Raw genomic sequence first — 14,559 nt, 5'->3', positions numbered from 1 at the left:
ACGTCACCACCCTCGCCGAGGCACCTCCCGATCACCTCTCGGAGGCCTCTCGGGTCTCTCGGTGAGTGTTCGTGAGCACGCGCTTCGTGACACTTGACCTTGATCAGATCCCGTTATGGTGTGTTTGTGCGTTTCGGCATCCTGGGGCCCTTGACCGTCTGGACGGAGGACGACCACGTCGTCCCCGTCCCGGGGGTGAAGGCGCGCACCCTCCTGGCGTGCCTGCTGGCGCACGACGGGGAGGCCGTCTCGGCGGACCGCCTCGCCGACGAGCTGTGGGGCGACTCGCCGCCGAGCAACCTGGCGGGAGCCCTGCACACCAAGGTCTGGCAGCTGCGCCGGGCGCTGGAGGACGCCGAGCCGGGCGCGGGCGAGCTGGTGGTGTCCCGCCCGCCGGGCTACCTGCTGGACGTGCCCGCCGACGCGGTGGACGCGCGCCGGTTCGCCGCGCTGCTGGCCGCCTCGCACCAGACGGCCGACCTGCGGGCCAGGGCGGCGGTGCTGGGCGACGCGCTGGCGCAGTGGCGCGGCCCGGCGCTCGCGGACTTCGCCGACGCCGAGTTCGCCCACCCGGTCGTGGCGAGGTTGGAGGAACTGCGGCTCACCGCGCTGGAGGACCGGGCGGAGGTGATGCTGGGCCTCGGCGAGCACGGGCTGCTGGTCGGCGAGCTGGGAGACCTCCTCGCCCGCCACCCGCTGCGCGAGCGACTGCGTGCCGCGCACATGCGCGCCCTGTACGCCGCGGGCAGGCAGAGCGAGGCGCTGGCGAGCTTCGACGCCCTGCGGTCGGTGCTGGTCGGCGAGCTGGGCTTGGAGCCGAGCGCCGAGCTGGTCGCGTTGCGCCAGAAGGTCCTGGAGCGCGACCTCCAGCTCACGCCCATGCCGTCCCCGATCACGACCGCCGCCCGGCCGCTGACCAACCTGCCCGCCCAGATGACGCCGCTGATCGGCCGGGACGCGGCGATCGGGCAGGTCCGGGCGCTGCTGGACGCCAGCAGGCTGGTCACGCTCAACGGCATCGGCGGCGTCGGCAAGACGAGGTTGGCGCTGGCCGCGGCGACCCGGGTCGCCGACCACTACCCGGACGGCATCTGGCTCGTGGAGCTGGCCACGCTGGAGTCGGCGGAGGGCGTGGTGGAGGTCGTGGCGACGGTGCTGGGCGTGCGGGACGACGTGACCGGCGCGGGGCCGCCGATCGCGTTGATCACCCGGCTGTCCGACGCGCTGCGCACCAAGCAGTTGCTGCTCGTGCTGGACAACTGCGAGCACGTGGTCGAGCGGGTCGCCGAGGTGGCCGAGATGCTGCTGATGGCCGCGCCCGGCGTGCGCATCCTGGCCACCAGCCAGGAACCGCTGGGCATCGCGGGCGAGCGGCTGTGGACCGTCCCGCCGCTGACCCTCCCCGACAGCGACGGCGTGTCCACGGCCGTGGAGCTGTTCGTGGCGCGCGCGACCGCGGCGGCCCCGGATTTCGCGCTCGACGAGTCCACCGTGGACGCCGTGCACGCGATCTGCCGCCGGCTGGACGGCATCCCGTTCGCGCTGGAGCTGGCCGCGACCCGGGTGCGCGCGCTGGGCGTGCACGAGGTCGCGGGCCGCCTGCGCGACCGCTTCACGCTGCTGACCGTGGGCAGGCGTGGCGCACCCGCGCGGCAGCAGACCCTGCGCGCGGCGGTCGACTGGAGCTGGGAGCTGCTGTCGGACCGGGAACGCGTGGTGCTGCGCCGGATGGCGGCGTTCAGCGGCGGCTGCCCGTTGACCGCGGCCGAAGAGGTGTGCGCCGGCGACGGCATCAGGCAGGACGAGGTGCTGGACCTGGTGGCCCGGCTGGTCGACCGGAGCCTGGTGAGCGCGTCGGACGTGGCCGGAACGCGCCGGTACCGGCTGCCCGAGTCGGTGGCCGCCTACTGCGCCGAGCGGCTGCGCGAAGCGGGGGAGAACGATCGGACGCGGGCCCGGCACGCCGCCTACCACGCGGACTTCGCCGTGCGGGTGATGTCGCACCTGCGCGGCCCCGACCAGCGCCGTTGGCTCGAACTCACCGATGTCGAGGCCGCCAACCTCCGGGTCGCCCTGGACACCGCGGCGCACCAGGGCCGGGCGGACCTGGCGTTGCGCACGGTCAACGCGCTGGCCTGGTACTGGTTCCTGCGCGGACGGCTCGGCGAAGCCACGCGGGCGTTCGCGGCGGCGTTGGCCATCGAAGGGCGCTGCGACCCGTCGGAGCGGGCGAAGGCCCTCGCCTGGCAGGCGGGGTTCAGCCTGCGCGCGGGCGAGTCGAGCTACCCGCTGGAGAACTACGACGAGCTGGCCGACGAGATCGCCGACCCGTTGGGCCGGGCCACGGCGCGCTGGTTCCTCGGGTTCGCCCGCATCGGGTACGGCGACCAGGACAGCAGCGAGAAGCGCATCGACCGGGCGTTGGGCGAGTTCCGCGCGTTGGACGACCGGTGGGGCACGGCGGCGGCGTTGGCCGCGTTGGCGACGCAGGCCGTGCTGCGCGGCGACCTGAGCACGACCCAGCAGTACGGCGAGGAGAGCGCCGGGCTGTTCCGCGACATCGGCGACGGCTGGGGCCAGCTGCAGGCCGGTGACGCGCTGGCGTCGCTGGCCGAGGTGCGCGGCGACTACGACCACGCGGTGCGCGTGCACCGCGGAGGCCTGCGCATCGCCGAGACGCTGGGGCTGTGGTCGGAGGTGTCGACCAAGCTGTCCGGCCTGGCCCGGATCGCGCTGCTCAAGGCCGATTACCCGCAGGCGCGCGAGCTGCACGAGCGCGCGATGCGGCTGGCCGCGGAGCAGAGCTTCACCTTCGGCGAGCAGTTCGCCGAGGTCGGGCTGGGGCTCGGCGCGCGCAGGGAGGGCCGGTTGGACGCGGCCGAAGCGCACCTGCGGCGCTGGCTGGACTGGTGCCGCCAGTTGGACGGCGACGTCGGCGAGGCGCTGATCCTGGCCGAGTTGGGGTTCGTGGCCGAGCAGCGCGGCGACGCGGCGGCTGCGTTGGCGCTGCACCAGCAGGGGTACTCGGCGGCGAAGACCACCGGCGACCCCCGCTCGCTCGCGCTGGCCCTGGAAGGTCTGGCGGGCGCGCTGATGGTGGCACGCCGCCACGTCGAGTCGGCCATCCTGCTCGGCGCCGCCACCGCCGCCCGCGAGACCGCCGGCGCGCCGCTGCCCGAGGCCGAGCGCGGCGACGTGAGGCGGATCGAGAGCACGTTGCGGGAAGCCCTGGGCGACGAGTTCGAGACTCACCACGCGCACGGCCGCGCGCTCGACCCCGTCACGGCGCACAGCCTGGTCGGCCGAGAACCGTGACGGCCGGGAGCGCGCTGCGGCGGCTCCGATCACGACCCTCGCCCGCAGGCCCGCCACACCCGGCACGGCGGTCCGCGTCGAGGGCGCGGACACACCCGCGACGACCACCGCCGCGGACACAGCCCGCCGGCCGCCGGCCGCACCCGCGAACACCGTGCGCCCGGACCGCCCACTCGCCCGGACCCGGTCGGACCACCGGCGCACGCCCCGGTCGTGAGGGTGGGCGTGCGCCGTCGTCGGCCGGCTACTCGGGCTTGCGCAGCACCTCGAACAGCGCGCCGAACCCGCTGCCCGCGTGCCCGCGCTTGATCGCCTCCTGTGCCCGCTGCCTCAGGAACTCGGGCAGCGCGGCGTCCACGCCCTGGGCGCGGCTCGCGTCCACCAGGTGCTCGATCGCGATGGCCTGCATGCCGAGCGCCGAACCCTCGTCCGGGTAGTCGCCCGCGTCGACTTGGCCCGCGATGCCGGGCACCTCGGGCGAGACGACGTGCTCGAACCACGCCTGCGCGTACGGCAGGAACGCCGCAGCGGCGACGTTCTCCGACTTCACCAGGGCGAGCGACTGCATGAAGCCCGCCCAGGTGGTCCACATCAGGCCGAGCAGCGCCACGTCGTACAGCGACGGCAGTCCCACGTCCTCGCCCAGGTAGGTGCCCGCGCCGGCGATCGTGGCGAGGCTCGCGGAGTGGGCGTCGTAGACCGCCTTCGACCCGCCGTAGAAGATCAGCGCCTCCTCGGAGCCGATCATCGGGGGGACGGCCATGATCGCGCCGTCCACGTAGTCGAAGCCCCGTTCGGCGGCCCACTCGGCCGTCTCCCGGGCCTCCTCCGGCGTGCCGGAGGTCAGGTTGACGACGGTGCGACCCGAGAGCGCGTCGCCGAGCGGGTCGAAGAGCTCGCGCATCGCGTGGTAGTCGAGCACGCACACGACGACCAGCTCGCTCGCGGCCACCGCCTCGGCCGCGGAGGCGGCCCGGACCGCGCCCTCGGCCACCAGGTCGTCGGCCTTCTCGGGCGTGCGGTTCCAGACGGTGGTCGGGTGCCCCTTGGCCACGAAGGACTTCGCGAGCGCCGAGCCCATCGACCCCAAGCCGACCACTGTCACCGGTGCGCGGTTGTCCGAAGTCATCTGCAAGTTCTCCTCATGCTGTCCTGGTTCGACGGAGGGCGGGGTGGTGCTCCCCACCGTCGTTCGCCTACCGCCACGCCAGTCTGGCGCGACCCCCTCTCAGGCCGCTCTCCAACCGCTCCGCCGCCGGCGAGAGGTCCGCCTCCGGGGCGTGCGGGTAATTGCCCGCTCATCGCCCGGTCATCGGCCGTTCCGGTGAACCCGCGATGACCGGCACCCCCTCCGACCTGCGATAGAACAGCGTCGCTCGCCGAAACCGCGGGCGCGGACCTCCACCTCACCATTCACCTCGATCGGAGTGAGAAATGAGCGCTTCTCCTGGTGCGCCCGAATTCGCGGACTCCTACCTCGTCGAAGTGCTGTCGGAGTTCGGGTTGGCGCTGAAGTACGTGCGCGCCGAGGGCAACACCCTCCACTACCTGGCCGACGACGGCAGCGAGGTCGGCGTCTTCGACGCCGCGAGCGGGTTCGGATCGCTGATGTTCGGGCACAACAACCCCGAACTGGTCGAGCACGCCAAGTGGCTGCTGGACCAGCAGACCCCCGTGCACGCCCAGTTCTCCGGCTACTCCTACGCGCTCGACCTCGCGGCCAAGCTGAACGAGATCATCCGCCGCGAGCTGAAGACCGACGAGAAGTTCTACGGCCTGTTCGGCAATTCCGGCGCCGAGGCCGTGGAAATCACGATCAAGCACGCCGAGCTCGACCGCGGCATGCGGATCAAGGAGCTGAAGGAGGGCATCGAGGCCAACGTCGAGGCCGCCCGCTCCGCCATCGCGAGTGGCGCCCGCGTCTCCGAGGCCGCCGCCGGGCTCGCCGGCGGCGCGGACTTCGACCGGCTCGTCGCCGAGGTGCGCCGCCGCAACGCCGAGACCGAGGCCCGGCCGCCGCTGTTCCTCGCCCTGGAGGGCGGTTTCCACGGCAAGCTCGTCAGCAGCGTCCAGCTCACGTTCAACGAGGAGTTCCGCGGCCCGTTCAAGGCGCTCGCCGCGCAGGCCCGGTTCATCCCGCGCGACCGCCCGGAGATGATCGAGAAGGTCGTCGAGGAGGAGCGGGCCGCGCTGCTGGACGTCGTCGTGCAGGACGGCGTGGTCGACCTGGTCGAGCGCGACTTCCCGGTGTTCGCCGCGTTCCTGGTCGAGCCGATCCTGGGTGAGGCGGGCATCTTCCCGATCAGCCGCGAGCTGGCCCGGGCGCTGCGGGAGGCGTGCGACAGGATCGGCGTGCCGCTGGTCTCCGACGAGATCCAGTCCGGCATGGGCCGCTCCGGCACGTTCCTCGCGGGCACCCAGATCGACCTGAAGCCCGACTACATCATCCTGGCCAAGGCGCTGGGCGGCGGCCTGGCGAAGCTCGGCGTGGTGCTGGTCAACGAGCACCGCTACCGCAAGGACTTCGAGCTGATGCACACCTCCACCTTCGGCCGCGACGGCTTCTCCAGCCGTCTGGCGCTGAAGTTCCTGGAGATGCTGGAAGCCGACGGCGGCAAGGCCTACCAGCTCGCGGCCGAGCGTGGCGCCAAGGCCGTGGCGATGATGGAAGCGATCAAGGCCGACTACCCGGACGTGGTCAAGGAGGTCCGCGGCAAAGGCCTGATGCTCGGCTTCGAGCTGCACGACCAGAGCAAGTCGGCCGACCCGGAGATCCGCGAGGCCGTCGAGTACGAGGCGCTGGCGTTCGTCATCGGCGGCCACCTGCTGCGCAAGCACCGCATCCGCATCTTCTCCACCGCCTCCAACCTGGAGACGATGCGCTTCGAGCCGTCGATCTACCTCAGCGACGAGGAGCTGGCCCAGGTCGACGCCGGGTTCCGGGACGTGTGCCGGATCCTCCGGGACCAGGACGCGAGCAAGTTCGCATGACCAACCAAGTCGGCTACCCGGTCATCGACACGGCCGGGCGCGACATCCACGGCGAGTCCGAGCGCCTGCGCGCGCTCGGGCGCGCCGTGCGGGTGGAGCTCCCCGGCGGGGTGATCGCGTGGTGGGTCACCGACCACGCGCTGATCAAGCAGCTGCTGACCGACCGGCGGGTGTCCCGCGACACCTACCGGCACTGGCCCGCGTGGGAGAACGGCGAGAGCGAGCTGGCGCAGACGTGGTCGCTGGCGATGTGGGTCGCCGACCGCAACATGATCACCGCGTACGGCGCGGAGCACACCCGGCTGCGCAAGCTGGTGGCCAAGGCGTTCACCGCCCGCCGCACGCAGGCGATGCGCCCGCGCATCGAGGCCATCACCGAGGAGCTGCTGGACGGGCTGGCCGAGGTGCCCGCGGGCGAGGTCGTCGACCTGCGCGAGCGGTTCGCCTACCCGCTGCCGGTCCGGGTGATCTCCGAGCTGCTGGGCATCCCGGACGAGATCCGCGGTCCGCTGCTGCGGTCCGTGCACGAGATCATGGACACCTCCGCCTCGCCCGAGCAGGTCAAGGCCAACGAGCTGGAGCTGTACCGGCTGCTGCACGAGCTGGTCGCGATCAAGCGCACCCGGCCCGGCGACGACGTCACCACCGGCCTGATCCAGGCCCACGACGAGGACGGCGGCCACCTCGGCGAGCGCGAGCTGGTCGACACCGTGCTGCTGATGTTCACCGCGGGCCACGAGACGACGGTGAACCTGCTCGACCAGACCATCGCCCTGCTGCTGACCCACCCCGAGCGGCACGCCGCCGTGCTGGACGGCTCGTCGGCGTGGGAGGACGTGGTCGAGGAGTCGTTGCGGCTGGAAGCGCCGTTCCCGAACCTGCCGCTGCGCTACGCCGTGGAGGACATCGACCTCGGTGACGCGTTCATCCCGAAGGGCGACCCGATGGTGATCGCCTTCGGCGCGGCCGGCCGTGACCCGAAGGTGCACGGGGAGGACGCCGCCGAGTTCGACCCGACCCGGCCCACGCGTCGCGACCACCTGGCGTTCGGCCACGGCGTGCACCACTGCCTGGGCGCGCCGCTGGCCCGCCTGGAGGCCGCGGTCGGTCTGCCCGCCCTGTTCGCCCGGTTCCCGCGGCTGCGGCTCGCGGTGCCGACCGAGGACCTGCGCCCGTTGGGGTCGTTCATCTCCAACGGCCACGAGACGTTGCCCGTAGTGCTGACCCGAACCGGGGAGGAAACGCCATGAGCGAAGTGCTGGACGCGGTCCGCGACATCGTGCCGAGGCTGCGCGAGAACGGCGCCGAGGCCGAGCAGAACCGCTGGATTCCCGAGGAGAACGTCGACCTGCTGGACAAGGCGGGCGTGTTCTCGATGGCGGTGCCGCGCCGGTTCGGCGGCCTGGACCTGCCGATGGCCGAGCAGATCGCCGTGCTCACCGAGATCGGCCGCGGCTGCGGGTCGACCGCGTGGACGGCGGTCGCGTGGGTGTCGAGTGCCTGGATGGCCACCCTGTACCCGGACCAGGCGCAGGACGAGATCTTCGCGGGCGGGTCGGTGCGCATCTCCGGCGGCTTCACGCCCACCGCCAAGGCCACCCCGACCGAGGGCGGCTACCTGCTCAACGGCTCGTGGCGGTTCAACACCGGCTGCCGGGGCGCGCACTGGGACCTGCTGGCCGCCATCGCCGAACACCCCGACGGCACGGAGGAGGAGGTGTTCGCGATGGTGCCCATGTCGGAGCTGACCATCGCGGACGACTGGCACGTGTCCGCCGCGTCGGGCACCGGCAGCTCCACCACCACGGCCAAGGACGTGTTCGTGCCCGCGCACCGCGTCGTCACTGGTGAAGACGCGCTGATGGAGGGCGTCGCCGGCCGCACGCCCACCGCGCAGGGCCGGGCGTACAGCCTGATCAGCTACGTCGTCGCGGAGTCCGTCGCCGCCTACATCGGCATGGCCAAGGGCGCGCTGGAGGTCTTCCTGGAGCGCCTGCCCGGCCGCGGCCTGGCCTACACGTCGTGGACCGACCAGCGGCAGCACCCGTTGACGCAGCACCGCGTCGCGCTGGCCGCCAACAAGATCACTGCGGCCGAGACGCTGTCGGCGTCCTACGTGGACCTGCTCCAGCGTCGCGCCGACGCGGGCGAGCAGCCGACGTGGGACGAGAAAGCGGCGGTCCGCGGCCAGGCGGGCACGGCGATCCTGCTCGTCAAGGAAGCCGTGGAGGCGCTCCAGACCATCGCGGGCGCGTCGGCGCTGAGCAGGTCCGCGTCGTTCCAGCGCTACCACCGCGACCTGCTCGGCCTGACCACGCACGGCCTCATGTCACCCGACATGAGCTTGGAGGTCCACGGGCGGGTGTTGGTCGGCCTCGACCCCGAGACCCCGTTCCTGTAACACCGGATGCCACTGGGGGCACGAGAAACATGAGTCAGTCGGTCAAAGCCGCCGGCCCTACCCGCCGCGGCTTCCTCAAGGCGCTGGCCACGACCGCCGTCGTGGGCAGCGCCCTGCCTCCCGCCGTCGCGTCGGCGGCGGGCACGGGCACCCGGTCGACCCACGACGTGATCGTCGTGGGCGCCGGATTCGCCGGCGTCACCGCCGCCCGGGAGCTGCGCCGCCGCGGCCTGCGGGTGCTCGTGGTGGAGGCACGCGACCGGATCGGCGGCCGGACGTGGACGACCACGTTCGAGGGCGAGCAGGTCGAGCTGGGTGGCACGTGGGTCGACCCGTTGCAGACCACGGTGTGGCGGGAGATCGAGGCCCAGCGCATCGGGTTCGTCGCCGACGGCGCCGCCGAGCGGACGCTCTTCCCGACGGAGAACGGGTTCGGGTTCTTCCCGCCGGAGGAGTCGTTCGGCCGGCAGGGCGAGCTGCTGACGCGGTTCAGCGAACGCGCCCGCGAGCTGTTCCCCGACGCCTACAACCCGTTGGCGCGGGCCGACCTGCTCCGGGCGCCGGACGCGCTGACGATCCGGCGGCACCTGGACTCGATGAACCTGTCCGCGCTGGACGAGAAGTGGCTCACCGGGGCGACCGGCGGCCTGGGCGGCGCCTCGACGCGGGGCGCGTACACGCAGTTCCTGCACTGGTGGGCGCTGTGCAACTACAACGCCGAGCAGTACTACGGCATCAACACCTACAAGCCGAGCACCGGCATGAACGGCCTGGCCCGGTCGATCCTGGCCGAGGCGCAGGCCGAGGTGCTGCTGAACACGCCGGTGAAGTCCATCACCGACGACGGCCGGCAGGTCACCGTGCGCACGGCGGCGGGTTCGGCGCACACGGCGGCGGCGGTGGTCGTGGCCGTCCCGGTGAACGTGTGGCGCACCATCGAGTTCGCGCCCGGCCTGTCGACGGCCAAGCTCCAGGCGTCGCAGGAGACGTTCGGCGTGCCGAACGCCAAGAAGCTGTGGCTGCACCTGGCTTCCTCGATCGGGAACACCTACGTGCACGCGCCCGAGGGGTACCCGGTGGACACCCTGGTGCCGTACAAGCAGACGTCCCGGGGCTGGCTGATGATCGGGTTCAGCGGCGAGCCGCGGCTGGACGTGAACAACGCCGCGCAGGTGCAGGAAGCCGTGCGGTTGATCGTGCCGGACGCCCGGGTGCTGTCGGTGAAGGGCCACGACTGGGGCGGCGACCGGTTCGCGCTCGGCGGCTGGTCGTTCCGGCAGCCGCGGCAGCTGACCGGCCTGCTGCGCGCCGTGCAGCAGCCGCAGGGCCGGATCTCGTTCGCCACCAGCGACATCGCCTCCGGGTGGAGCGGTTACGTCGAAGGGGCGATGGAGTCCGGTCTGGTGGCGGCGAAGCAGGTGGCGGTCCGGGTGGCCCGCTGACGCGTCGAACCCGTTCGTGGGAGGAGTTGCCGTGGTGGAAGCGGAGGAGTTCGACTACGTGGTGGTGGGCGCGGGCTCGGCGGGCTGCGTGGTCGCGGCCCGCCTGACCGAGGACCCGGCCGTCACCGTCGCCCTGGTGGAGGCGGGCGGTCCGGACGACCACCCGGCCATCGGCGTGCCGCTGGGCGCGCTGGAGCTGTTCGGGTCGGAGGTCGACTGGGCGTTCACCACCGCGCCGCAGCCCGGCCTCGGTGGACGGGAGGTGCCGTGGCCGCGCGGCCGGGTGCACGGCGGCTCGTCGGCCACGAACTTCCAGATGTGGGTGCCCGGCCACGCGGCCGACTTCGACGACTGGCACCCGTCGTGGTCGTGGGAGCGCGTGCACCCGTACTTCCGGCGGGCGGAGCGCTGGGCGGGTGAGCGCGAGGCCGGTCCGGAGTTCGGCACGACGGGTCCGCTGTGGATCTCGCCGCAGCGCGATCCCGACCCGAGCAGCGCGCGGTTCCTCGACGCGTGCGCGGAAGTGGGCCTGAAGCCCGTCGAGGGCGGCCTGGGCGGTCCGGACAACACCGGATGCGCCCTGACGCCCGTGACGCAGCGCGAAGGCGTCCGGTGGAGCTCCGCCGACGCCTACCTCAAGCCCGCTTCGGGCCGGCCGAACCTGACCGTGCTAAGCGGGCGGCGGGCGGAGCGGATCATGCTCGATCGGGACGGCCGGGCCACCGGCGTGCGGCTGGCGGACCGCGCGGTGACCGCCCGGCGGGAGGTGGTGCTGTGCGCTGGTGCGGTCGGCTCGCCGCACTTGCTGCTGCTGTCCGGGATCGGGCCCGCGACCGAGTTGCGCGCGGCGGGCGTGACGCCGCGCGTGGACCTGCCCGGCGTGGGTCGCGGGCTGCACGACCACATGATCCTCGACCTGGCCGTGCACGCGCCGGCCGCCACCCGCTTCCTCCAGGACGGCCGCGAGCAGTACGAGCGCGACCGGACCGGGCCGTCGAGCTCGAACATCGGCGAGGCGGTCGCGTTCCTGCGCGCCGACGGCGGCGACGGGCCGCCGGACGTGGAGCTGATCTGGTCGCCGATGGCGTTCTCCGACGACGGCGACCCGATCCCCGGCTACACGGTGGGCGTGGTGCTGCTGCGCCCGCGCAGCCGGGGACGGCTCACGCTGGTGTCGGCGGACCCGGCCGCGCCGCCGGTCATCGACCCCGGCTACCTCACCGAGGAGGCCGACGTGCGCGCGTACGTGGCCGGGGTGCGGTTCGCCGAACGGGTGCTGGGCACGGCGGCGTTGAGCGGCCTGCACACCGGGCCGGTCGCGCCGTGGCCCGCGGACGACGCGGTGGTCGACTACGTCCGGGAGCGGGCGAGCACCGTGTTCCACCCGGTCGGCTCGTGCCGGATGGGCGACGTGGTGGACGAACGGCTGCGGGTGCGCGGCGTGCCGGGGTTGCGCGTGGTCGACGCATCGGTGATCCCCGAGGCGCCGCGCGGGCACACCCACGCCCACGCCGTGATGATCGCGGAACGGGCCGCCGGACTACTCCGGGAAGACCGCGGCTGACCCCACCCGATACCACCTCCGACGACCCGCGCGCCACCCGGCGCGCGGGTCGTCGGCGCATTACCGGGCGGACCGCGCGGTTGATTGCCAAATGAGCGGCCAGTTATTCCGCGGTGGGTGGGCCGGCTGGTCGCGCCATTAGCGTGTCCGGTAGCCGATGCGGAATCCGTGAGGAAAGCGAGGACTCTCCCATGACCGCCCAGATCGACTTGCAGAACATGGACCTGACCGACGACCCGGACGTCCAGAACGACGTTTTCCTGGCCGCCTTCAACTCGGGCCAGGGCGCCATCTTCGACAGCCTCTACCGCGACGACTCGATTTCGAACCTGTCCGGCGAGCCGCTGACCGGCCAGGCGCGCACGGACGCGATCACCGCGCTGCTGGCGACCAAGCCGAAGCTGACGTCGAAGGTCAGGGCCAACTACACGGCGGGCGACACGTCGCTGATCATCGTGGACTACGACCTCGAGGTCACCAAGCCCGACGGTGGCAAGCAGCGCATCCTCGGCAAGTGCACGGACGTGCTGGTGCGTGGCGAGGACGGCAAGTGGGTGATGGCGGTGGACCGCCCGGTCGCCGACAGCGTCGAGGACATCCAGGGCTGAGCCGCACGCGCGGACCGCGTCGTCCGGCGCGGTCCGCGCCCTGTTCGCGGGAAGGACGTGTGCGATGGAACTGGCACCCGAGCTGACCGGGGTGTCCCCGACCGAGATGCGCTCCACCCTGGCCCGCTTCGCCACCGGCGTCGTGGTGCTGACCGTCGGTGGTGAGCACATGCACGGGATGACCGCGAACGCGTTCAGCTCCGTGTCGCTGGACCCGCCGCTGGTGCTGTGCTGCGTGGCCCGCACGGCGGTCATGCACGACGCGATCACCGCGGCCGGGCACTTCGCCGCCTCGATGCTGCGCGGCGACCAGGAGACCAGCGCTCGCTGGTTCGCCGCCCGCGACCGGCCCCTGGGACCGGCCCAGTTCGACGAGGTCGACTGGGTGCCCGGCCCGGCCACCGCGGCGCCGGTGCTGGCCGGCTCGTTGGCGTGGCTGGAGTGCGAGCTGGCCGACGTCCACGAGGCGGGCGACCACTCCGTGTTCTTCGGCCGGGTGCTGGGCGCCGGCCGCGGCGACGGCCCGGCGGGGCTGCTGTTCTTCGACGGTGCGTACTGGCAGGTCGACACGAGCGAAAGGCGACGATGAGCATCTCCGAGATGGACGTGCGGCCGGCCGTGCGCCCGACGTCGCCGCCACCGCCGCGCACCATGCGGGCGCTGCGCGACCGGCGTGACGAGCTGGCCGGTCGCATCGGCCTGGGTGACCGGGTCGCGGTGGAGCGCCAGCACCGGCTGGGCAAGCGGACCGCGCGGGAACGGCTGGAGCTGCTGCTGGACGAGGGCTCCTTCGTCGAGGTCGACATGTACCGCCGGGGCACGACCGGCGCGCACACCGACGGTGTGGTCGCGGGCTCCGGCACGGTGGACGGACGCCGGGTGTTCGTCTACGCGCAGGACTTCACCATCTCCGGCGGTTCGCTGGGCGCGGGCCACGCCGAGAAGATCCACAAGGTGATGGACCTGGCGGTGGCCACCGGGTCGCCGATCATCGCGTTGAACGACAGCGGTGGCGCGCGCATCCAGGAAGGGGTGATGGCGCTCAACGGCTACGGCGGCATCTTCCGCCGCCAGGTCGAGGCCTCCGGCATCGTCCCGCAGATCAGCGTGGTGCTGGGGCCGTGCGCCGGCGGCGCGGCGTACTCGCCCGCGCTGGCCGACTTCACGTTCATGGTGCGCGAGACCGCGCAGATGTACCTGACCGGGCCGGACGTGGTGAAGGCGGTGAGCGGCGAGCGGGTCACGCACAACCAGCTCGGCGGCGCGGACGTGCACGGCTCGTTGTCGGGCGTGGCGTCGTTCGTGCACGACGACGAGGAGAGCTGCCTGGCCGACGTGCGCTACCTGCTGTCGTTGTTGCCGTCGAACAACCTGGAGCCGCCGCCGTCGTGCGAGCCGCCTGACGGGGCCGACGACGTGCGGCCCGAACTGGCCTCGCTGGTGCCGGTGTCGCCCAACCAGCCCTACGACATCCGGGCCGTGATCGGCGAGGTCGTGGACGACGGTGACCTCCTGGAGGTGCACGAGGGCTGGGCGGCCAACGTGGTGTGCGCGTTCGCCCGGGTCGGCGGCGAGGTCGTCGGCGTGGTCGGCAACCAGCCGCTGGTGCTGGCGGGCGTGCTGGACACCGCGGCGTCGCAGAAGGCGGCCCGCTTCGTGCGGTTCTGCGACGCGTTCAACATCCCGCTGGTGACGCTGGTGGACGTGCCGGGCTTCCTGCCGGGCACGGACCAGGAGTACGGCGGCGCGATCCGGCACGGCGCGAAGCTGCTGTACGCCTACTGCGAGGCCTCGGTGCCGCGGGTGCAGGTGATCCTGCGCAAGGCCTACGGCGGGGCGTACATCGTGATGGACTCGCGGTCCATCGGCTGCGACCTGTCCCTGGCGTGGCCGACCAACGAGATCGCGGTGATGGGAGCGGAGGCGGCGGTGAACGTCATCCACCGCAAGGAGCTGGCCGCCGCCGCCGATCCGGACGAGCTGCGACAGGTGCTGGTGGCCCGTTACGCCGACGAGTTGGCGCACCCGTACTACGCGGCCGAGCGCGGCCTCGTGGACGACGTGATCGACCCGGCGCAGACGCGGGCGGCGGTGCGCCGAGGGCTGGAGATGCTGCGCGACAAGCGCCGCCGCAGCCCGGCCCGCAAGCACGGCAACGTGCCGCTGTAGCCGGGCGGCGGGAGGTCGAGGTCGTCGGGCGGCTCGCCCGGCGACCTCGACCTCGTGCCCGGTGGTGGG

At 72.8% G+C, this 14,559-nt stretch carries 10 protein-coding genes; 9 read left to right on the top strand and 1 reads right to left on the bottom strand.

What is annotated here, in order from left to right; genetic code table 11:
* Positions 1-150 precede the first annotated feature (150 nt).
* Positions 151-3,315: a BTAD domain-containing putative transcriptional regulator gene (locus IOD16_RS17835; protein ID WP_236595068.1), complete on the top strand. Its 3,165-nt coding sequence runs from the start codon at positions 151-153 to the stop codon at positions 3,313-3,315.
* Between the two features lie 244 nt (positions 3,316-3,559).
* Here the strand turns inward: IOD16_RS17835 and IOD16_RS17830 are convergent, their stop codons facing one another.
* Complete coding sequence (locus IOD16_RS17830) at positions 3,560-4,444, bottom strand: NAD(P)-dependent oxidoreductase (RefSeq protein ID WP_201440934.1); 885 nt, start codon at positions 4,442-4,444, stop codon at positions 3,560-3,562.
* Positions 4,445-4,749: 305 nt separating this feature from the next.
* Between IOD16_RS17830 and IOD16_RS17825 the strand changes: the two genes are divergently transcribed.
* From IOD16_RS17825 to IOD16_RS17790, 8 genes are all read left to right on the top strand, one after another.
* On the top strand, positions 4,750-6,306 hold the full coding sequence (locus tag IOD16_RS17825; RefSeq protein ID WP_201440933.1) for an aspartate aminotransferase family protein: 1,557 nt from the start codon (positions 4,750-4,752) through the stop codon (positions 6,304-6,306).
* Entirely contained in the window at positions 6,303-7,556 is a 1,254-nt protein-coding gene (locus IOD16_RS17820) for a cytochrome P450 family protein (protein WP_201440932.1), read from the top strand. Before IOD16_RS17825 ends, IOD16_RS17820 begins: the two co-directional genes overlap by 4 nt.
* Positions 7,553-8,707: an acyl-CoA dehydrogenase family protein gene (locus IOD16_RS17815; RefSeq protein WP_201440931.1), complete on the top strand. Its 1,155-nt coding sequence runs from the start codon at positions 7,553-7,555 to the stop codon at positions 8,705-8,707. Before IOD16_RS17820 ends, IOD16_RS17815 begins: the two co-directional genes overlap by 4 nt.
* Before the next feature lie 29 nt (positions 8,708-8,736).
* Positions 8,737-10,149 (top strand): flavin monoamine oxidase family protein, encoded by a 1,413-nt coding sequence (locus IOD16_RS17810; RefSeq protein WP_201440930.1) that lies wholly within the window; start codon positions 8,737-8,739, stop codon positions 10,147-10,149.
* Between the two features lie 31 nt (positions 10,150-10,180).
* Positions 10,181-11,713 (top strand): GMC family oxidoreductase, encoded by a 1,533-nt coding sequence (locus IOD16_RS17805; protein ID WP_201440929.1) that lies wholly within the window; start codon positions 10,181-10,183, stop codon positions 11,711-11,713.
* Between the two features lie 191 nt (positions 11,714-11,904).
* On the top strand, positions 11,905-12,321 hold the full coding sequence (locus IOD16_RS17800; protein ID WP_123741752.1) for a YybH family protein: 417 nt from the start codon (positions 11,905-11,907) through the stop codon (positions 12,319-12,321).
* Positions 12,322-12,385: 64 nt separating this feature from the next.
* The gene (locus IOD16_RS17795; RefSeq protein WP_123741751.1) at positions 12,386-12,910 is read left to right on the top strand and encodes a flavin reductase family protein; all 525 of its coding nucleotides are present in this window, start codon (positions 12,386-12,388) and stop codon (positions 12,908-12,910) included.
* Between the two features lie 11 nt (positions 12,911-12,921).
* Complete coding sequence (locus tag IOD16_RS17790) at positions 12,922-14,490, top strand: acyl-CoA carboxylase subunit beta (RefSeq protein ID WP_442978124.1); 1,569 nt, start codon at positions 12,922-12,924, stop codon at positions 14,488-14,490.
* Positions 14,491-14,559 lie beyond the last annotated feature (69 nt).

This window comes from Saccharothrix sp. 6-C (genome assembly GCF_016695385.1).
Lineage (GTDB): Bacteria > Actinomycetota > Actinomycetes > Mycobacteriales > Pseudonocardiaceae > Actinosynnema > Actinosynnema texasense.
This window is presented reverse-complemented; position numbering and strand designations above follow the sequence as displayed.